General features: G+C 67.0%; 19 protein-coding genes. 9 read left to right on the forward strand and 10 right to left on the reverse strand.

From position 1 onward, the window contains the following. Window positions 1-121 precede the first annotated feature (121 nt). Window positions 122-883 (forward strand): sulfite exporter TauE/SafE family protein, encoded by a 762-nt coding sequence (locus SMAL_RS18875; RefSeq protein WP_012512310.1) that lies wholly within the window; start codon window positions 122-124, stop codon window positions 881-883. 88 nt (window positions 884-971) lie between these two features. Here the strand turns inward: SMAL_RS18875 and SMAL_RS18880 are convergent, their stop codons facing one another. From SMAL_RS18880 to SMAL_RS18925, 10 genes are all read right to left on the reverse strand, one after another. Beyond that, window positions 972-1,688 carry a haloacid dehalogenase-like hydrolase gene (locus SMAL_RS18880; RefSeq protein ID WP_012512311.1) on the reverse strand — a complete coding sequence of 239 codons (717 nt, stop codon included), beginning with the start codon at window positions 1,686-1,688 and terminating at the stop codon, window positions 972-974. Next, window positions 1,685-2,479 (reverse strand): indole-3-glycerol phosphate synthase TrpC, encoded by a 795-nt coding sequence (gene trpC / locus SMAL_RS18885; protein ID WP_012512312.1) that lies wholly within the window; start codon window positions 2,477-2,479, stop codon window positions 1,685-1,687. Before trpC ends, SMAL_RS18880 begins: the two co-directional genes overlap by 4 nt. Window positions 2,480-2,553: 74 nt before the next feature. Further along, the gene (gene trpD, locus SMAL_RS18890; protein WP_012512313.1) at window positions 2,554-3,585 is read right to left on the reverse strand and encodes an anthranilate phosphoribosyltransferase; all 1,032 of its coding nucleotides are present in this window, start codon (window positions 3,583-3,585) and stop codon (window positions 2,554-2,556) included. Between the two features lie 16 nt (window positions 3,586-3,601). Beyond that, on the reverse strand, window positions 3,602-4,189 hold the full coding sequence (locus tag SMAL_RS18895; protein ID WP_012512314.1) for an anthranilate synthase component II: 588 nt from the start codon (window positions 4,187-4,189) through the stop codon (window positions 3,602-3,604). A gap of 2 nt (window positions 4,190-4,191) precedes the next feature. Next, a complete protein-coding gene (locus SMAL_RS18900) occupies window positions 4,192-4,971 on the reverse strand; it encodes an SIMPL domain-containing protein (RefSeq protein WP_012512315.1) in 780 nt (259 codons plus the stop codon). A 67-nt stretch (window positions 4,972-5,038) separates the two neighbouring features. After that, a complete protein-coding gene (gene trpE / locus SMAL_RS18905; protein ID WP_012512316.1) occupies window positions 5,039-6,514 on the reverse strand; it encodes an anthranilate synthase component I in 1,476 nt (491 codons plus the stop codon). Window positions 6,515-6,806: 292 nt separating this feature from the next. Continuing rightward, entirely contained in the window at window positions 6,807-7,760 is a 954-nt protein-coding gene (gene yegS, locus SMAL_RS18910) for a lipid kinase YegS (protein ID WP_012512317.1), read from the reverse strand. Between the two features lie 282 nt (window positions 7,761-8,042). Further along, complete coding sequence (locus tag SMAL_RS18915; protein WP_012512318.1) at window positions 8,043-8,525, reverse strand: GNAT family N-acetyltransferase; 483 nt, start codon at window positions 8,523-8,525, stop codon at window positions 8,043-8,045. 58 nt (window positions 8,526-8,583) lie between these two features. Next, entirely contained in the window at window positions 8,584-9,258 is a 675-nt protein-coding gene (gene rpe, locus SMAL_RS18920) for a ribulose-phosphate 3-epimerase (RefSeq protein WP_006399038.1), read from the reverse strand. A gap of 30 nt (window positions 9,259-9,288) precedes the next feature. After that, window positions 9,289-9,618, reverse strand: coding sequence for a J domain-containing protein (locus SMAL_RS18925; protein WP_006399039.1), 330 nt, complete (start codon window positions 9,616-9,618; stop codon window positions 9,289-9,291). Between the two features lie 141 nt (window positions 9,619-9,759). Between SMAL_RS18925 and SMAL_RS18930 the strand changes: the two genes are divergently transcribed. The 8 genes from SMAL_RS18930 to SMAL_RS18965 all read left to right on the forward strand — a co-directional run bounded on the left by SMAL_RS18930 (window position 9,760) and on the right by SMAL_RS18965 (window position 17,651). Further along, window positions 9,760-10,686, forward strand: coding sequence for a phosphoribosylaminoimidazolesuccinocarboxamide synthase (locus tag SMAL_RS18930; RefSeq protein WP_006399041.1), 927 nt, complete (start codon window positions 9,760-9,762; stop codon window positions 10,684-10,686). A 220-nt stretch (window positions 10,687-10,906) separates the two neighbouring features. Continuing rightward, window positions 10,907-11,392 carry an Mpo1 family 2-hydroxy fatty acid dioxygenase gene (locus SMAL_RS18935; protein WP_012512320.1) on the forward strand — a complete coding sequence of 162 codons (486 nt, stop codon included), beginning with the start codon at window positions 10,907-10,909 and terminating at the stop codon, window positions 11,390-11,392. Window positions 11,393-11,725: 333 nt separating this feature from the next. Beyond that, the gene (locus SMAL_RS18940) at window positions 11,726-14,557 is read left to right on the forward strand and encodes a monovalent cation/H+ antiporter subunit A (protein WP_012512321.1); all 2,832 of its coding nucleotides are present in this window, start codon (window positions 11,726-11,728) and stop codon (window positions 14,555-14,557) included. After that, a complete protein-coding gene (locus tag SMAL_RS18945) occupies window positions 14,557-14,949 on the forward strand; it encodes a Na+/H+ antiporter subunit C (RefSeq protein ID WP_006399164.1) in 393 nt (130 codons plus the stop codon). Before SMAL_RS18940 ends, SMAL_RS18945 begins: the two co-directional genes overlap by 1 nt. Then, window positions 14,946-16,481, forward strand: coding sequence for a monovalent cation/H+ antiporter subunit D (locus SMAL_RS18950; RefSeq protein ID WP_012512322.1), 1,536 nt, complete (start codon window positions 14,946-14,948; stop codon window positions 16,479-16,481). Before SMAL_RS18945 ends, SMAL_RS18950 begins: the two co-directional genes overlap by 4 nt. Then, complete coding sequence (locus SMAL_RS18955) at window positions 16,478-16,984, forward strand: Na+/H+ antiporter subunit E (protein ID WP_006399169.1); 507 nt, start codon at window positions 16,478-16,480, stop codon at window positions 16,982-16,984. The genes SMAL_RS18950 and SMAL_RS18955 overlap by 4 nt, the downstream gene beginning before the upstream one ends. Continuing rightward, entirely contained in the window at window positions 16,981-17,265 is a 285-nt protein-coding gene (locus SMAL_RS18960) for a K+/H+ antiporter subunit F (RefSeq protein ID WP_006399171.1), read from the forward strand. Before SMAL_RS18955 ends, SMAL_RS18960 begins: the two co-directional genes overlap by 4 nt. Next, on the forward strand, window positions 17,262-17,651 hold the full coding sequence (locus SMAL_RS18965) for a Na+/H+ antiporter subunit G (protein ID WP_006399173.1): 390 nt from the start codon (window positions 17,262-17,264) through the stop codon (window positions 17,649-17,651). Before SMAL_RS18960 ends, SMAL_RS18965 begins: the two co-directional genes overlap by 4 nt. Window positions 17,652-17,738: the final 87 nt, after the last annotated feature.

Genomic DNA, 17,738 nt, shown 5'->3' on the forward strand with positions numbered 1-17,738 from the left:
GCATGGCCCGGCGCTACCCAGGATCACCGGCGACGGTAGCGCCGGGCCATGCCCGGCGGATCGCGGGACATGCGACCTACCATCGCATGCCCCGCACACCCGCTTCCGCTAGGCTCGGTGCATGGAACTGAGCAGCGAATTCTGGTGGTTCATCCTCATCGGCCTCGGCGCACAGCTGGTGGACGGCGCTTTGGGCATGGCATTCGGCCTGGTGTCCTCGTCGGTGATGCTGAGCATGGGCCTGCCACCGGCACAGGTCAGCGCCAGCATCCACACTGCGGAAGTGTTCACCACCGGCGCCTCAGGTGTGTCGCACCTGGCAGCCGGCAATGTCGATAAGCGCCTGTTCCTGCGCCTGGCCCTGCCCGGCGCAGTCGGCGGTGCCGTGGGCGCCTACGTGCTCACCCAGATCCCTGGCGACATCATCCGGCCACTGATCTACCTGTACCTGCTGGTGCTGGCCATCATCATCCTGGCCCGCGCGGCCGGGCGCTGGATGCCCAAGGGCGAGATCCGCCGGGTGCCGGTGCTGGGCTTCTTCGCCGGCCTGCTCGATGCCAGCGGCGGCGGCGGCTGGGGGCCGGTGGCCACCTCCACCCTGCTCGCCCGTGGCGGCCAGGCGCGTACCACCATCGGTACGGTCAACGCGGCCGAGTTCATCGTCACCCTGACCATCTCGGCCACCTTCCTGCTGTCGATGGGCGTGCAGCACCTGCAGATCGTCGCCGGCCTGCTGATCGGCGGCATGATGGCCGCGCCGGTGGCGGCGATCCTGGTCAAGCGGGTGAAGGAGCGCTGGGTGCTGGTGGCCGTCGGCGTGCTGGTGCTGGCCATCAGCCTGTTCCAGATCGGACATGCGCTGACCGGGTATCTGGCGCGCTGATCGTTTGCCGGCCAGCGGCCGGCACTACCAGGACGGAAAAGGGGTAGTGCCGGCCGCTGGCCGGCAAATCCATTACCGTGCGGCGGGATCAGGCCTTGTCGCCGCCGCGGTCGACGCAACCCCAGTTGAGGATGCGGGTACCGGCCGGCAGCACGCGGCGGAAGAACTCCACGCGGCCCGGTTTCGGGTTGACCACGACCGGCGCCTTCGCCGCCAGCAGCAGCGGCAGGTCGGCGGTGCTGTCGGAGTAGGCGATGTCGATATCGCCGTAGCCGCGCTCGCGCAGCATGCGCATCTTTTCTTCGTTGTGGCAGTGGCGGGTCGGGCCAACACCGCCCAGCCGCGGGCCGACCTCGGTACCGATCACCGGCACGTCCTGATGGGCCACGAAGGCCAGGATCGCGCGTGCAAGTTCCGGTGGCGCGCCGGTGGCGACCACCACGCGGTCCCCCTTGGCACGGTGCGCGGCGAACACCTCCAGCGCCTGCGGCAGCAGCTTGGCGCGCATCTGCGCCTCATTGCGCAGCACATAGGCGTCGATGACCTTGTTGAAATCGCGCGCACGGTGCAGGCCGAAACTGCCGATCCACACATAGACCGAAATGCCGGTACGGCGGGTTGGCAGCATCGCCACCAGCGGCCCGGCGATCGGGGTGACCAGCAGCGCCGCCAGCATCCGCAGCGGATTGCGCTTGATCAGCGAAGCGAACAGATGCGTGCCCGAATCGCCGTCGTACAGGGTGTGGTCGAAGTCGAAGACCACCAGCGGCGCATCCTCGCGCGGCGTTGGATAGTGCGTTTTCATGCCGCGAAGAATAGCTGACGCAGGCCCTCGCCCGGCTCTTCCACGCGCATGAAGGCCTCGCCCACCAGGAACGAGTGGATGCCGGCGTCGCGCATCAGCGCCACGTCCTGCGGGCCGAGGATGCCGCTCTCGGTGACCAGCAGGCGATCGCGCGGCACCGCCTTCTGCATGTCCAGCGTGGTCTGCAGCGACACCTCGAAGGTGCGCAGGTTGCGGTTGTTGATGCCGATCATCGGTGCCGGCACCTGCAGCGCACGCTCCAGCTCGTCGATGTCGTGCACTTCCACCAGTACGTCCATGCCCAGCGACATCGCCAGTTCGGACAGCGTGGCCAACTGCGTGTCGTCCAGCGCGGCGACGATCAGCAGGATGCAGTCGGCACCCAGCACACGCGCCTCATACACCTGGTAGGCGTCGATCACGAAGTCCTTGCGCAGCACCGGCAGCGTGCAGGCGTCACGGGCCTGCTGCAGGTAGGCATCAGCACCCTGGAAGAAGTCCACATCGGTCAGCACCGACAGGCAGCTGGCGCCGCCGAACTCATAGCTGACCGCGATGTCGGCCGGGCGGAAATCCGGGCGGATCACGCCCTTGGACGGGCTGGCCTTCTTCACCTCGGCGATCACCGCCGGGTCGCCGTTGGCCACCGCCGCCTGCAGCGCGCGCACGAAGCCACGTACCGGCGGGGCGCTGGCCACGGCGACCTGCAGGTCCTCGAGGGGACGCTGGGCACGGCGCTGGGCCACTTCTTCGGCCTTGCGGGCCAGGATCGTCTGCAGGATGTCGCTCATCGTCGTCGGTTCAATGCGGGGGCGGTGAGGACGGCCATTATCGGCCATCGAGGGGGTCAGGCTGAACCGCGCGCTCAGGCTACCAGCGTGCGGGTGGTGTCAACGTACTGCTGCAGGCGCTGACGGGCGCTGCCGTTGGCGATGGCGGCACGGGCGCGGGCCAGGCCGTCGCCGATGTCGCTGGCCACGCCGGCCACGTACAGCGCGGCGCCTGCGTTCAGGGCCACGATGTCCAGCGCCGGGCCGGGGGTGTTGTCCAGCACCGCACGCAGCATGGCAATGGACTGCTCCGGGCCGTCCACGCGCAGGTTGCGGCTGGCCGACATGGCGATGCCGAAGTCCTCCGGGTGGATCTCGTACTCGCGCACCTTGCCGTCGCGCAGTTCGCCAACCAGAGTGCCGGCGCCCAGCGAGATCTCGTCCATGTTGTCGCGGCCCCAGACCACCATGGCGCGCTCGGTGCCCAGCTCGCGCAGCACCCGCGCCTGGATACCCACTAAATCGGGGTGGAACACGCCCATCAGCACCGACGGTGCGCTGGCCGGGTTGGTCAGCGGGCCAAGGATGTTGAAGATGGTGCGCACGCCCATCTCGCGGCGGACCGGCGCAACGACCTTCATCGACGGATGGTGGATCGGCGCGAACATGAAGCCGATGCCGGTCTGTTCGATGGCCGCGGCCACCTGTGCCGGCTGCAACTCGATGGCCGCACCCAGCGCTTCGACTGCATCGGCGCTGCCGGACTTGGACGACACGCTGCGGTTGCCATGCTTGGCCACGCGCGCGCCGGCGGCAGCCGCGACGAACATCGCGCAGGTAGAGATGTTGAACGTGTGCGAGCCATCGCCACCGGTGCCGACGATGTCGACCAGGTGGGTGCTGTCAGCCACCGGCACCGCCAGCGCGAACTCGCGCATTACGGTGGCCGCCGCGGCGATCTCATCGATGGTTTCCTTCTTCACGCGCAGGCCGGTGAGGATGGCAGCGGTCATCATCGGCGACACGTCGCCGCGCATGATCTGCCGCATCAGGTCGACCATTTCGTCGAAGAAGATTTCGCGGTGTTCGATGGTGCGTTGCAGGGCTTCCTGGGGGGAGAAGCTCATGGGAATGCTCCTAGGATCAGGCCGCCGGACGCTGCAGGAAATTACGCAGCAGGGCGTGGCCGTGTTCGGTGAGGATGGATTCGGGGTGGAACTGCACGCCTTCCACCGGGAACTGGCGGTGGCGCAGGCCCATGATCTCTTCGATCGAGCCGTCGTCGTTCTCGGTCCAGGCGGTCACTTCCAGCGCGTCGGGCAGGCTGTGCTTGTCCACCACCAGCGAGTGGTAGCGGGTGGCCTGGTAGCGGTCCGGCAGGCCGGCGAACACGCCCTTGCCTTCATGGCGGATGGGCGAGGTCTTGCCGTGCATGATGTTGCCGGCGCGGATGACCGTGCCGCCGTAGACCTGGCCGATGCCCTGGTGGCCCAGGCAGACGCCGAGGATCGGCGTGGTCGGTCCCAGGCGCTCGATCAGCGCCAGCGACACGCCCGCTTCGTTGGGCGTGCACGGGCCGGGCGAGATGACGATGCGTTCGGGCTTCTGCGCGGCGATCTCGTCCACGCTCATCGCATCGTTGCGCACCACCTTCACCTCGGCACCCAGCGTCTGCAGGTACTGCACGAGGTTGTAGGTGAAGCTGTCGTAGTTGTCGATCATCCACAACATGGTCAGGTTCCGTCGCTTATCAGGAAAATGGCGTATACGTTTTCGGTGTAGGTGATGGGGCCGGCTTCGATGGATTCGCGTTCAGCGGGCGCCGGCGCCGAGGCCGGTGCGTAGCTGCCGGTCACCGAGATCCTGTCGAGATACTCACCATCCTCGCCCAGCTGCGGCCATTGCCCGGCCTGGATGCCATAGGCAAAGTTCGGCGCCACATCGGAGATGCTGTACAGGCCGCGCACTTTTGTTCCATAGGCCTTGGCCAGCCCCTGCGCGGACTCGCGGGTCTTGGCCGCGGCCTCGCCCTTGAGCTCGCGGCGCAGCGCCACTTCGCCCGAGTAGGTCGGGGCAACACTGCTGACCTGCACGTTCTCATTGGCCTTCAGCGCACCCAGCACGTCCTGCATCTGCTTCACGCTGGCGAAGCTGGCGCGCAACTGGCGCGACACCTGGGTACCCATGAAGACCTGCCGGCTCTGCTCAAAGCGGGTTGCCGGACCGATCCGCAGGTTGTCCGCACGTACGCTGCCTTCCACCGCCTTGTACTGCTTGAACAGCGCCAGCACGCGGGCAACGTTGTCCTGCACGCGGCGGCGCGCTGCATCCGCATCCATGTCGGTCTCTTCGATGTTCAACTGCAGGCCGAACCGGTCCGGCATCACCACGCGGCGCGCCTCGCCCTTCACCAGCAGGTGCGGCTGCGAGGGAATGGTGTTGGCCTGCGCCCACGCAGACGGGGCCATCGTGGCCAGCAGTGACGACCACAGCAATGCGCTCAGCAGCTTCATGCGGTACTCCTTGTCTTGAATGGGAACAGCGGAAGGTGCCGCGGCGTCGGCCACGGCACGGCAGAACTCACAGGCCCTTGGCGGCCTGGGCGACGGCGCGGAACAGCGCGCGGCCCTTGTTCATCGTCTCGTCCCATTCCTTGTCCGGGTCCGAGTCGTAGACGATGCCGGCACCGGCCTGCACATACAGGCGGCCATCCTTGATCACCGCGGTGCGGATCGCGATCGCGGTATCGGCATCGCCGTGCCAGCCGATGTAGCCGATGCTGCCGGCGTAGACATTGCGCTTGATCGGTTCCAGCTCGCGGATCACTTCCAGCGCGCGGATCTTCGGCGCACCGCTGACCGTACCGGCCGGGAAGGTGGCGCGCAGCACGTCGGCGTAGCTCAGGCCCGGCTGCAGCTGCCCGGTCACTTCGCTGACGATGTGCATGACGTGGCTATAGCGTTCGATCACGAACTGCTCGCCCACTTCCACGGTGCCGGCCTTCGAAACACGACCGGCGTCGTTGCGGCCAAGGTCGATCAGCATCAGGTGCTCGGCGCGCTCCTTCGGATCGGCCAGCAGCTCGGCTTCCAGCGCCTGATCCAGTTCGGGCGTGGCACCGCGCGGGCGGGTGCCGGCGATCGGGCGCACGGTCACTTCACCATCCTGCAAACGCACCAGGATTTCCGGCGAGGAACCGACCACCTGCAGGTCGCCGACATCCAGGAAGTACATGTACGGCGAGGGATTCAGTGCACGCAGCGCGCGGTACACATCCACCGGGCGCGCCTTGAACGGCACGCTCAGGCGCTGGCTGAGCACCACCTGGAAGATGTCGCCGGCACGGATGTATTCCTTGCTGCGCTGGACCGCATCGACGAAGCCTTCGCGGGTGAAGCCGGAGACGAAATCGGACTCGTCCAGCACGTCGCTGTTGAGCGGTGCGGGATAGCCGGCACCCGGTGCGCGCAGCTTGGCGGTCAATGCATCCAGGCGTGCCAGCGCCTGCTCGAACGCACCCTCGACACGCGGGTCGGCATGCACGATCAGGTACAGCCGGCCTTTGAGGTTGTCGAACACCGCCAGCTCGTTGGAGTCCAGCAGCAGGATGTCCGGCGTGCCCAGCTCGTCGCGGCCGGCCGGCGGGGCCAGGCGCGGTTCGATGTAGCCAATGCACTCGAAACCGAACCAGCCGACCAGGCCACCGGTGAAGCCCGGCAGGCCTTCCAGCTTCGGTACCGAGTGGGCGCTGCGAAGCGCCTCGACTTCGGCGAAGGGATCGGCCACTTCGCGGGTGTCGACCACCTGGCCATCCTCGCGCACGGTCAGGGTGTGGCCGTGGAAGGCGTACACGCGACGTGCCGGCAGGCCGATGATCGAGTAACGACCAAAGCGCTCGCCGCCTTCGACGGATTCAAACAGGTAGGTATTGGGGCCGTCGGCGAGCTTCAGATAGACCGAAAGCGGCGTGTCCAGGTCGGACAGCACTTCGCGGACAACGGGAATATGGGTGTGGCCTTCAGCGGCCTGCTGCAGAAACTGAGCGTGCGAGTTCAAGACGACTTTCCTTCCGGGACACAGCGTTATGGGGACGGACGACGGCAACAGGCCACCATCGCCACCAACGGCGTGCGGAAGAAAGGGTATGCGGGGTCGTCAGGCTGGACACCCTTTGACTGTATCGCAGCTTGGGCGGGAGGGGAACCCTGTGAAACTGAATCACTGGACGCCTGGGGCCGGCCACGGGGACCGATGACGGGGACCGGTAGGGTCGACTGTTGGTCGACTGCTCTTCGTTCCGACGGCGTAAAACCCCGCGCTGCGCGCGCAAGTCGACTGACAGTCGACTCTACCCCTGCCGGCCCTGCAACCCCTGCCCACCCAGCAACGGGCAGTCGGCCGGCAGATGCATCCTCACCCTGCCCGGCACGCACTCGATGCGGAAGTGGCGGGCCTGTACCGGCTCGCCGTCCAGGTTGAGCGTCAATGGGCGCTCGGATTCCACCTGCAGCCACGGCAGGCGCGCGCGCGTCGCCAGCTGTTCCAGCGCGGCCTGGGTGCCGGACTTCAGCATCTGGCCAAGCGTGGCGGTGACCTCACCTTCCAGCTCCGGAAGCACCGTCACGTCCAGCTGCCCGTCATCGATCAGTGCCTGTGGGCACAACTGCTGGCCACCACCGGCCTGGCGCCCATTGCCGATGCCGAGCGCAATGAAGTCGCCTTCCCAGGCGAAATCCGGGCCCGACAGCCGCGCGTTGATCGGCTCGATCCGCCCCAGCTTTGCAATGCCGGTAATCACGTAGGCCAGCCCGCCCAGCATCTTCTTCAAGCCGGCATCGGTCTCCACCGTCACCTGCGTGCCGAAGCCCCCGCTGGCGAGATTGGCGCACCACCAGGGCGTGCCATCGGCGTCTACGCGCAGCAGATCGATGGCATGCGGCGTGGCCTGCCCGATCAAGGCCAAGGCCGCCTTCGGCTCGGTCGGGATGCCGGCCGCAGTCGCGAAGTCGTTGGCGGTCCCCATCGGGATCAGCGCCAGCGAGGGCAACGCATCTGCCGGTTCCTCGCGATGCGCCAGCGTTTCTGCAACCGCGCTGAGTGTGCCATCGCCGCCGGCAGCAACAATCACGTCCACGCCATGGTCGATGGCCTCGGCCACGTAGCGCTCGGCGTCGCCGTCCTCCCAGGTCACCCGCACGTCCAGCTGCACGCCCTGCCCGCGCCAATGGCCGACGGCGTCGCGCAGCTCCTCGTTGCCTGCGGATTTTCCGTTGAGGATCAGGCGCCAGCGCGGGGTGGTCATGCGGTGCTTCCAGGACGGGGGTGGCACAGGCTAGCAATGCGCCGTTTGTCCGCAGTGAATGTCACGCAGGTGTCATTCAGCTACTGGAGAATGGAAGGCCATAGCAGGGACGACGGATGGAGGCAGGATCAGCCTCCCACGCATGCAGCAAGGCCACGCCAGTGTTTGGCGTGGCTTTTTTTTTGGGTGCGTAGGGAGTGCGAACCAAGGTTCGCACCCACCGGGTTGCGGTTCGCACCCACCCGATGGGTAGATCCACGCCATGCGTGGATGCACTTCGCCTCAACCGTTGGCGAAATCGTGCAGCGCCTGGCCCTGCAGCCGGTACACGGTCCACTCGTCCTGCGGTTTCGCGCCGACGGCGGTGTAGAACTCGATGGCCGGGGTGTTCCAGTCCAGCACCGACCATTCAAAACGGCCGCAGCCTTCGGCCACGGCCTGGCGCGCGATGTATTTCAGCAGCGCCTTGCCCGCGCCTGAGCCCCGCTTCTGCGGGCTGACGTACAGGTCTTCCAGGTAGATGCCCTTGCGGCCGAGCCAGGTGGAATAGTTGTAGAAATACACCGCATAACCGATCGCTTCACCGTCGGCTTCGCAGATCAGCGCGCTCGCCGTGGCGTCGGCGCCGAACAGGCTTTCGGCGATGCCGATCTCATCGGTCTGCACCGAATGCTCGGCTTTCTCGTAGATGGCCAGTTCGCGGATGAACTGCAGGATCAGGCCGGCATCGGCAACGGTGGCCGAGCGAATGTTCAGGAGTGCCATGGGCAGAAAAAGAGGACGGAGGGGTCAAGCGAGCTTAATCCCCTCCGTCCCTTTTTTGTCAGCGCGCCGCGGCGACGTTGGCGCGCATCTGCGCGATCACGTCCTGGTAGCTGGTCTTGGCGTTGAAGATGGCCGAACCGGCGACGAAGGTGTCGGCACCGGCCGCAGCGATCTCGCCGATGTTGTCGGCCTTCACGCCACCGTCGATCTCCAGGCGGATGTCGCGGCCGCTGGCATCGATCTTCTTGCGCACCACACGCAGCTTGTCCAATGCCGAAGGAATGAAGGCCTGGCCACCGAAGCCCGGGTTGACCGACATCAGCAGCACCAGGTCCAGGTCATCCAGCACCCAGTCGAGGATGTCCACCGGGGTGGCCGGGTTCAGCACGATGCCCGGCTTGCAACCCAGCGAGCGGATCAGCTGGATGGTGCGGTGCACGTGGCGGCTCGCTTCCGGGTGGAAGCTGATGTAGGTGGCACCGGCCTCGGCGAAGTCCGGGATGATGCGGTCCACCGGTTCGACCATCAGGTGCACGTCGATCGGCGCGGTCACGCCGTGCTTGCGCAGGGCCTGGCAGACCATCGGGCCGATGGTCAGGTTCGGCACGTAGTGGTTGTCCATCACGTCGAAGTGGACCCAGTCCGCGCCGGCGGCGAGGACGTTGTCGACTTCCTCGCCGAGGCGGGCGAAGTTGGCGGACAGGATGGAGGGGGCGATGAGGCAGTTGGACATGGCCGGGCCTTGCAACGGTAGGAAAGGGGGTCAGCGCTTGCGCAGGGTCTTGATGCGGTCGTAGGCGGCGTTGATCCGCCGCGACTTCTGCTCGGCCTGCTGCTGCAGCTCGGGGGCCGCGCCACCGAGCTTGTCAGGGTGGTACTGGGAAATCAGCTTGCGGTAGGCGCGCTCGACCTCGGCATCGGTGGCCTCGGAAGTCAGCCCCAGCTCCCGGTACGGGTTCTCCTTGTTCAGGCGGAACCAGTCCGAATCGAAGGCATGGCCGATCAGCAGGCCGATGACCGCACCGAACAGCGGATTGGGCCGGAACAGCAGCGCGCCGGCGATGAATCCGAGCAGTTTTCCGTACCAGCGCATGGCGCCCCAGGGTCGACCGGCGAAATGGACGCTCATTTTACGTCACAGCGGGCCCGGACCGCTTTACACTAGGCCGCCCGCTGGTCAGCGGGCCCGCCGGGTCCGTTGGGCAGCCGTATCGACGAAGCCCCAGGAGTGCCCGTGCCAACCACGCTGTTGCAATCCGATCTCCCCGGCCTGCCCTTGCGCCACCGCGGCAAGGTGCGTGACGTGTTCGATATCCCGCGCGAGCGGCTGCCAGCCGGGACCCCACCAGGCGACTACCTGCTGATGGTGGCCACCGATCGCCTGTCGGCCTTCGATGTGGTCCTGCCCGACCCGATCCCGGGCAAGGGCGAGATGCTCTGCCAGGTCTCCAACTTCTGGTTCGCCAAGACCGCGCACCTGATGCCCAACCACCTGACCGGCATCGATGTGGCCAGCGTGCTGCCCGAGGGCGTGGACCCGGCCCTGTACGCCAAGCGCGCGGTGGTCACCCGCAAGCTGAAGCCGGTGCCGGTGGAAGCGATCGCCCGCGGTTACCTGATCGGCAGCGGCTGGAAGGACTACCAGCGCACCGGCAAGGTCAGCGGGATCGACCTGCCCGATGGCCTGCGCCAGGCCGAGCAGCTGCCCGAGCCGATCTTCACCCCCTCGACCAAGGCCGCCGTGGGCGACCATGACGAGAACATCGATTTCGATGCGATGGTGAAGCAGGTCGGTGCCGAGATGGCCGAGCGCGTGCGTGATGCCACCCTGCGCATCTACAAGTTCGCCGCGGACTACGCCCGCGAGCGCGGCATCATCCTGGCCGACACCAAGTTCGAGTTCGGTACCGACGCCGATGGCCGCCTGTACATCATGGACGAGATGCTGACGCCGGATTCCTCGCGTTACTGGCCGGCCGACGAGTACGAAGTGGGCACCAGCCCGCCGAGCTACGACAAGCAGTTCGTGCGCGATTACCTGGAGACGCTGGACTGGGGCAAGACCGCCCCGGGCCCGACCATCCCGGCCGAGATCATCGAGCGCACCCGCGCCAAGTACGGCGAGGCGCTGCAGCGCCTGGCCGGGATCAGCGTCGACTGATCCCCCTGCGCCCCCGGCCGGCCCGGCTGGGGGCGTTCTGAATGCGGTACTGCCGGCCGCTGGCCGGCAACCTCGCGAACCTGCAGCCAGGCATGGCCTGGCTCTACTGCCGGTTGCCTGGGGTAGTGCCGGCCGCTGGCCGGCAACCTCGCGAACTCGGCTATGCTCTGGATTGCCGGCCAGCGGCCGGCACTACCGTTGTCCGGGGAAGCAACGCAGCATGCAGACCACCACCGAGCTTGCGCGGCCGATCGACCGCTATTTCGCCAGCTATTCCGACGACCACCGCAATGTCATCAACCAGCGCATCCACGTGGTGGCGGTGCCGGCGATCCTGTGGTCGGTGGTGGCCCTGTTGTGGTGCGTGCCGCCGCTGATCACCTGGTTCCAGTACGGCATCTGGTCGGCGTTCGCGATGTTCAGCGCCTGGTGTTTCTACAACAAGCTGTCGCGCTCGCTGGGCATCGGCATGCTCATCCAGTTCTTCGTGTTCGGCTGCCTGTGCCGGCTGCTGGAGGCGGAAATCGGCCTGCACAACCTGTTCTGGCTGGCGGTGGGCGTGTTCGTGGTGGCCTGGATCGCACAATTCATCGGCCACACGTTCGAGGGCCGCAAGCCCAGCTTCCTGACCGACCTGACCTACCTGCTGATCGGCCCGGCCTGGGTGATGGCCAAGGCCTATCGGAAGCTCGACTGGCGTTACTGACCCGACCACGACCGGCAAGAGCTGTTGTTTCCTGAACGGGCAGATTCCGTCACCCGTAGTCCACGGCGGCCCTGCCAGCCTGCGCCGGTGACCCGCCCCCCACCTCCCGCCCGTCGACGGCAGCCCCTGTGCGACAGGGCCTGCGGTCTCCCTGCGTGGGCGTAGGGTGATCCCCGAGGGCAACCCGGGAGCGACTGCAGGAACGTGATGTTGCGCCGCAGAAAAAATGAATCAGCGAACGTTACATGCAATTGATCGCTGTTCGATGGGTTTCGGCGACATTTCGCAGCCTGTTATCCTCCCTGACCTGCTCGTGAATCATGGATTCCCTGCATGCTCCCCAGCCTGCCCCTGCTGCTGGCCCTGCCGTTCCTGATGGCAGTGGCTGTTGCGGCCTTCCCCCGTAGTTCGCGCTCGACTGCTGCCTGGCTGGCGGCGCTGGCGCCGTTGGGCGGGCTGGCCATCCTCGGCTGGCTGACCCCATCGGTGCTCGACGGCCAGGTGGTGCGGACGATGGTCCCCTGGCTGCCGCAGATCGGCCTGGACTTCACCCTGCGCCTGGACGGGCTGGCCTGGATGTTTGCCGGGTTGGTGCTGGGCATCGGCGCACTGGTGGTGCTGTATGCGCGCTACTACCTGAGCAGCCAGGACAACGCACACCGCTTCTATACCTACCTGCTGCTGTTCATGGGCGCCATGCTGGGCATGGTGGTATCGGGCAACCTGCTGTTGCTGATGATTTTCTGGGAAATGACCAGCATCAGCTCGTTCCTGCTGATCGGCTTCTGGTCGCACCGCCAGGACGCCCGCGAGGGCGCGCGCATGGCGCTGGTGATCACCGGCGGCGGTGGTCTGGCCCTGCTCGGTGGCGTGCTGCTGATCGGCCGCATCGTCGGCAGTTTCGACCTGGACGTGGTGCTGGCCGCAGGCGAACAGATCCGCGCCAGCGCGCTGTACCCGTACGCGCTGTTCCTGGTGCTGGCCGGCATCTTCACCAAGAGCGCGCAGTTCCCCTTCCACTTCTGGCTGCCGCACGCGATGGCCGCGCCCACGCCGGTCTCGGCCTACCTGCACTCGGCCACCATGGTGAAGGCCGGTGTGTTCCTGCTGGCGCGCCTGCATCCGGCATTGGCCGGCAGCGATCTGTTCTTCTACACGGTCAGCGGCATCGGCGCGCTGACCCTGCTGATCGGTGCCTGGAACGCGATCTTCCAGCACGACCTGAAAGGCCTGCTGGCCTACTCGACCATTTCGCACCTGGGCCTGATCACCCTCCTGTTCGGCCTGTCCACGCCGATGGCGGTGGTGGCCGGCGTGTTCCACATCCTCAACCACGCCACCTTCAAGGCCTCGCTGTTCATGGCCGCCGGCATCATCGACCACGAAACCGGCACCCGTGACATGCGCAAGCTGGGTGGCCTGCGCAGGCTGATGCCATTCACCAGCGCGCTGGCGATCATCGCCTCGCTGGCGATGGCTGGCATCCCGTTGCTCAACGGTTTCCTGTCCAAGGAAATGCTGTTCGCCGAAGCGCTGACCGCCGGTGGCGGCCCGGGCGCGATGCGCACGGCCGTATCGATCGCGGCGCTGCTGGCCGGTGTGTTCGGCGTGGCCTACAGCCTGCGCTTCGTGCACGACACCTTCTTCGGCCCCGGCCCGCACGACCTCGACCGCGTTCCGCATGAGCCGCCGCGCTGGATGAAGGTGCCGGTGGAACTGCTGGTGGTGATCTGCGTGGCGGTGGGCATCGCCCCGGCACTGACCGTGGCGCCGGTGCTGCATGCCGCTGCGGCCTCGATCCTCGGCAACGCCATGCCCGAGTACAGCCTGGCCGTATGGCACGGCTTCAACCTGCCGCTGGCGATGAGCGCGATCGGCGTGGTCGGCGGCGTGGCGCTGTACTTCGGCCTGCGCAGGCTGATCAACCTGCACGGGGTGACCAATACCAGCCCCGGCCGCAACGTGTTCCACCGCCAGCTGGACCTGCTCTCAGCCGCAGCACAGCGACTGACCAACGGCATCGCCAACGGCAGCCTGCAGCGCATGCTGCTGGGCCTGGTGCTGGTGGCGATCGTGGTCGCCGCCGCGCCGTTCGTGGCCAATCCGGCCTCGCCGAACTGGACCGCGCCGCAGCCGATCCCGCTGCTGGGCTGGGCGCTGTGGCTGGTGATGATGGCCTGTGCGGTCGCCACCCTGCGCGTCTACAAGCAACGCCTGCTGGCGGTGCTGCTGGTCGGCGGCGTCGGCCTGATGGTGGCGCTGACCTTCGTGTTCCTGTCCGCACCGGACCTGGCGCTGACCCAGCTGCTGGTGGAGATGGTGACCCTGGTGCTGATGCTGCTGGGCATGAACTACCTGCCTGCGCAGTCCGGGCCGGAGCGCCCGCGCTGGCGCAAGCGCCGTGACGCGGTGATCGCGATCATCGCCGGTGCCGGCCTGGGTGCGCTGGCCTACACCGCGATGACCCTGCCGCCGAACACCATGGCCGGCGAGCTGCTCGCCCGCGCCCTGCCCGAGGCCTACGGCCAGAACGTGGTCAACGTGATCCTGGTCGACTTCCGCGGCTTCGATACCTTCGGCGAGATCACCGTGTTCGGCATTGCCGCGCTGGTGGTACACGCACTGCTGCGACGCACGCGGATGGCACCGGAGCAGATCATGCCCGGCCCGCCGATCAAGCTGCCGGTGCCAGCCGACCTGGCCCAGATCATGTTCCCGCTGACCCTGACCGTGTCGATCTTCCTGTTCCTGCGCGGCCACAACGCGCCCGGCGGTGGCTTCATCGCCGGCCTGGTGCTGGCCGTGCCGCTGCTGATCCAGTACGTGATCCAGGGCACCGCATCGGTGGAATCGCGCTTCGGCTTCGACTACATCCGTTGCATCGGCATGGGCCTGCTGATCGCCATCCTCAGCGGCAGTGCGTCGATGCTGTTCGGCGTGCCGTTCCTGACCAGCGGCCACCTCGACCTGCACCTGCCGCTGATCGGCGAGGTACCGCTGGCCAGCGCGATCGGCTTCGATATCGGCGTGTACCTGGTGGTGTTCGGAGGCGCGATGCTGATGCTGTCGATGATGGCCACCGTGAAACCCTCTCGTACCCGCACCGCGCGCAAGGGCGAGATCGACCTGCAACGCCGCTCGGCACGTACCGGGGAGATGCACTGATGGAACTGGCCCTGGCCTCCGCGATCGGCGTGCTGACCGCCATCGGCGTCTACCTGCTGCTGCGCGCACGCAGCTTCGATGTGATCCTGGGCATGACCTTCCTGTCCTACGCCACCAACCTGCTGATCTTCGCCGGTGGCCGTGTGGTGCTGGGCAAGGCGCCGGTGCTGCAGGAGGGCGTGGACAGCAACCTCGGCAACTACACTGATCCGCTGCCACAGGCGCTGGTGCTGACCGCCATCGTCATTGCCTTCGCGATGACCGCAGTGAGCATCGTGCTGGCCATGCGCAGCCGCAGCGACAACCACAGCGACCACGTGGACGCTCACGAGCCGGATGACGACCTGCAGGATGAGGGTGTGCCGCCGCGCCAGGGCGAGGACCGCGCATGAACCACCTGGTGATCCTGCCGATCCTGGTTCCCCTGCTCGGTGCCGCGCTGTCGCTGTTCGTCGAGCACCGCCGTTATGGCCCGAAGGTGCAGCGCGCGGTGGCCTGGACTTCGCTGTCGGCGCTGGCGCTGGTGGTGGGCCTGTTGTTCGCCACCACCGCCAGTGGCGATATCAGCGTCTACCTGCTCGGCGACTGGCCGTCGCGGCTGGGCATCGCGCTGGTCGCCGACCGGCTGTCGGCGTGGATGCTGCTGACCACCCTGCTGCTGGCCATTCCCTGCCTGCTGCATGCCTGCTCGGGCTGGGACCGCCGCGCACCGCACTTCCATGCGCTGTTCCAGTTCCAGCTGGTCGGCCTCAACGGTGCGTTCCTGACCGGCGACATCTTCAACCTGTTCGTGTTCTTCGAGGTGATGCTGATCGCCTCCTACGGCCTGCTGCTCAGTGGCGGCCGCGGCCTGCGCATGCGCATCGGCCTGCACTACGTGGTGTTCAACGTCACCGCCTCGACGTTGTTCCTGATCGCGCTGGGCCTGCTGTACGCCTCGCTGGGCTCATTGAACATGGCCGAGCTGTCGCAGCGCATCGCCGAGGTGCCGCCGGCACAGCTGACCCTGGTGAAGGCGACGATGGGCCTGTTGCTGCTGGTGTTCTGCGCCAAGGCCGCACTGATGCCGCTGTACCTGTGGCTGCCTGAAGCCTATTCGCGCGCGCCGGCCGCCGTGGCCGCACTGTTCGCGATCATGACCAAGGTCGGCCTGTATGCGGTGCTGCGCATCCAGATGCTGTGGTTCGGCGACGATGCCGGTGCGATGGCCGGCTATGGCCGCGACTGGCTGCTGTGGGCCGGCGTGGCGACACTGGTGCTCGGCGGCCTCGGTGCACTGGCTGCGACCCGCCTGCGCGTGCTGATCTCCTATCTGGTGATCGTCTCGGCCGCCACGCTGTTCATCGCCTTCTCGGTGGGCACGCCGCAGGTGCTGTCGGCCGGCCTGTACTACCTGCCGCACAGCAGCTTCGTCGCCGCCGCGCTGTTCCTGATCGCCGACCTGATCCGGCGCCGCCGTGGTGGCGCCAGCGACCGCAAGGAAGTGGTGGCACCGATGCCGGGCAAGGAAACGCCGGCGGTGCTGTTCCTGATCGCCGCGGTGTCGGTGGCTGGCCTGCCGCCGCTGTCCGGCTTCCTGGCCAAGGCCGCACTGCTGGCCGGCATGCCGGCGCAGTACACCGGCCCGGTGTGGACAGCCGTTCTTGTCAGCAGCCTGCTGGTGATCATGGGCCTGACCCGCGGTGGCATCCGCCTGTTCTGGCGCGTGCCGCCAGTCGATCCGGATGCGCCGCCGCCGCGCAAGGCACGGCTGCGCCGGGTCGAGCTGTACGCGGCCTGCATCCTGCTGGCCTATGGCATCGGCATGACCCTGGCCGCTGCACCGCTGATGCGCTACACCGACGCCACCGCCGCACAGCTGCTGCAGCCCGGCGAATACGTGCAGCAGCTGCGCGCGACCGCACCGGAGATCCGCCAGCCATGACCGCCCAGCGCTCCCTGTTCCGCCGCATCATTCCCTCACCGATGCTCAGCATCATGGTGGTGGCGTTCTGGCTGCTGATGTCCGACAGCTTCACCGTCGGCCAGACCGTGCTCGGCCTGGTGCTGGGCGTGGTGGTGCCACTGTTCGCCGCGCGCCTGGACCGCGAATTCGCCCGCATCGGTACTCTGCGCCCGCTGCCGAAGCTGCTGTGCGTGACCCTGTGGGACATCCTGATGTCCAACATCCGCGTCGCCCTGCAGGTGCTGGGACCGGAGAAGAACATCCATCCGGGCTTCATCTGGCTGCCGCTGGACATCGCCAACATCCACGGCATCGCCGCGCTGACCAGCATGATCACGCTGACCCCGGGCACGGTTTCGGCCGCGCTCAGCGAAGACCGCAGGTTCCTGCTGGTGCATGTGCTGCACCTGGAAGACCCGCAGGCGCTGATCGATACGATCAAACGACGTTACGAAGCCCCGTTGATGGAGATTTTCCCATGACTGGATTCCAGATCATCCAGACCACGCTGGTGGTGTGCATGCACGTGGTCGGCCTGGCCATGCTGCTGGCTACCTGGCGCCTGCTGCGCGGACCGACCGTGCCCGACCGCATCCTTGCGCTGGATACGCTGTCGGTGACCGCCATCGCCGAGCTGATGCTGTTCGGCATGTACCTGAACTCCGCGATCTACTTCGAGGCTGCCCTGGTCATCGCCATGCTCGGCTTCGGCAGCACCGTGGTGCTGAGCAAGTTCGTGCTGCGCCGGGACATCGTCGAATGATCACCGCGATCCAGATCGGCCTGTCGATCCTGCTGCTGTTCGGCTGCTTCTTCATCCTGGTCGGTGCGCTGGGCCTGGTGAAGCTGTCCACGTTCTTCAAGCGCCTGCACGCGCCGACCAAGGCCAGCACGCTGGGCGTGGGCTGCGTGCTGGTGTGTTCGGTGTGCTACCACATCTTCCTCGGCCAGGATCCGCAGCCGCGCGAGCTGCTGATCACCGTGTTCCTGTTCATCACCGCACCGATCAGCGCGCACATGATGGCCAAGGCCGCGCTGTCGCTGCTGATGGAAACCCGCCCCAGCCTGCCCGGCAACGAACCGGCTGCCGAAGAGCAGCTGCCGCCGCCGGAGCCGGTGCGTGAGGAAGAAGGTTCGCAGGGCCGGTAACCCCGGTAGAGGCCGACCTTGGCCGGTACGGAGCCAACCGCATCCACGCATGGCGTGGATCTACCGACCGCAATGCCCGGTAGAGGC

Origin of the sequence: Stenotrophomonas maltophilia R551-3, assembly GCF_000020665.1 — a bacterium.
GTDB classification, from domain to species: Bacteria; Pseudomonadota; Gammaproteobacteria; order Xanthomonadales; family Xanthomonadaceae; genus Stenotrophomonas; species Stenotrophomonas maltophilia_L.

What these genes read in the sequence shown, in the direction of transcription:
- SMAL_RS18875 (WP_012512310.1), top strand. Translation starts at nt 122, where the DNA reads ATGGAACTGAGCAGCGAATTCTGGTGGTTCATCCTCATCGGCCTCGGC.
- SMAL_RS18935 (WP_012512320.1), top strand. Translation starts at nt 10,907, where the DNA reads ATGCAGACCACCACCGAGCTTGCGCGGCCGATCGACCGCTATTTCGCC.
- trpC (WP_012512312.1), bottom strand. Translation starts at nt 2,479, where the DNA reads ATGAGCGACATCCTGCAGACGATCCTGGCCCGCAAGGCCGAAGAAGTG.
- SMAL_RS18880 (WP_012512311.1), bottom strand. Translation starts at nt 1,688, where the DNA reads ATGAAAACGCACTATCCAACGCCGCGCGAGGATGCGCCGCTGGTGGTC.
- trpD (WP_012512313.1), bottom strand. Translation starts at nt 3,585, where the DNA reads ATGAGCTTCTCCCCCCAGGAAGCCCTGCAACGCACCATCGAACACCGC.
- SMAL_RS18925 (WP_006399039.1), bottom strand. Translation starts at nt 9,618, where the DNA reads ATGCGCTGGTACGGAAAACTGCTCGGATTCATCGCCGGCGCGCTGCTG.
- rpe (WP_006399038.1), bottom strand. Translation starts at nt 9,258, where the DNA reads ATGTCCAACTGCCTCATCGCCCCCTCCATCCTGTCCGCCAACTTCGCC.
- SMAL_RS18940 (WP_012512321.1), top strand. Translation starts at nt 11,726, where the DNA reads ATGCTCCCCAGCCTGCCCCTGCTGCTGGCCCTGCCGTTCCTGATGGCA.
- SMAL_RS18900 (WP_012512315.1), bottom strand. Translation starts at nt 4,971, where the DNA reads ATGAAGCTGCTGAGCGCATTGCTGTGGTCGTCACTGCTGGCCACGATG.
- SMAL_RS18965 (WP_006399173.1), top strand. Translation starts at nt 17,262, where the DNA reads ATGATCACCGCGATCCAGATCGGCCTGTCGATCCTGCTGCTGTTCGGC.
- SMAL_RS18945 (WP_006399164.1), top strand. Translation starts at nt 14,557, where the DNA reads ATGGAACTGGCCCTGGCCTCCGCGATCGGCGTGCTGACCGCCATCGGC.
- SMAL_RS18960 (WP_006399171.1), top strand. Translation starts at nt 16,981, where the DNA reads ATGACTGGATTCCAGATCATCCAGACCACGCTGGTGGTGTGCATGCAC.
- SMAL_RS18955 (WP_006399169.1), top strand. Translation starts at nt 16,478, where the DNA reads ATGACCGCCCAGCGCTCCCTGTTCCGCCGCATCATTCCCTCACCGATG.
- yegS (WP_012512317.1), bottom strand. Translation starts at nt 7,760, where the DNA reads ATGACCACCCCGCGCTGGCGCCTGATCCTCAACGGAAAATCCGCAGGC.
- SMAL_RS18895 (WP_012512314.1), bottom strand. Translation starts at nt 4,189, where the DNA reads ATGTTGTGGATGATCGACAACTACGACAGCTTCACCTACAACCTCGTG.
- SMAL_RS18915 (WP_012512318.1), bottom strand. Translation starts at nt 8,525, where the DNA reads ATGGCACTCCTGAACATTCGCTCGGCCACCGTTGCCGATGCCGGCCTG.
- SMAL_RS18950 (WP_012512322.1), top strand. Translation starts at nt 14,946, where the DNA reads ATGAACCACCTGGTGATCCTGCCGATCCTGGTTCCCCTGCTCGGTGCC.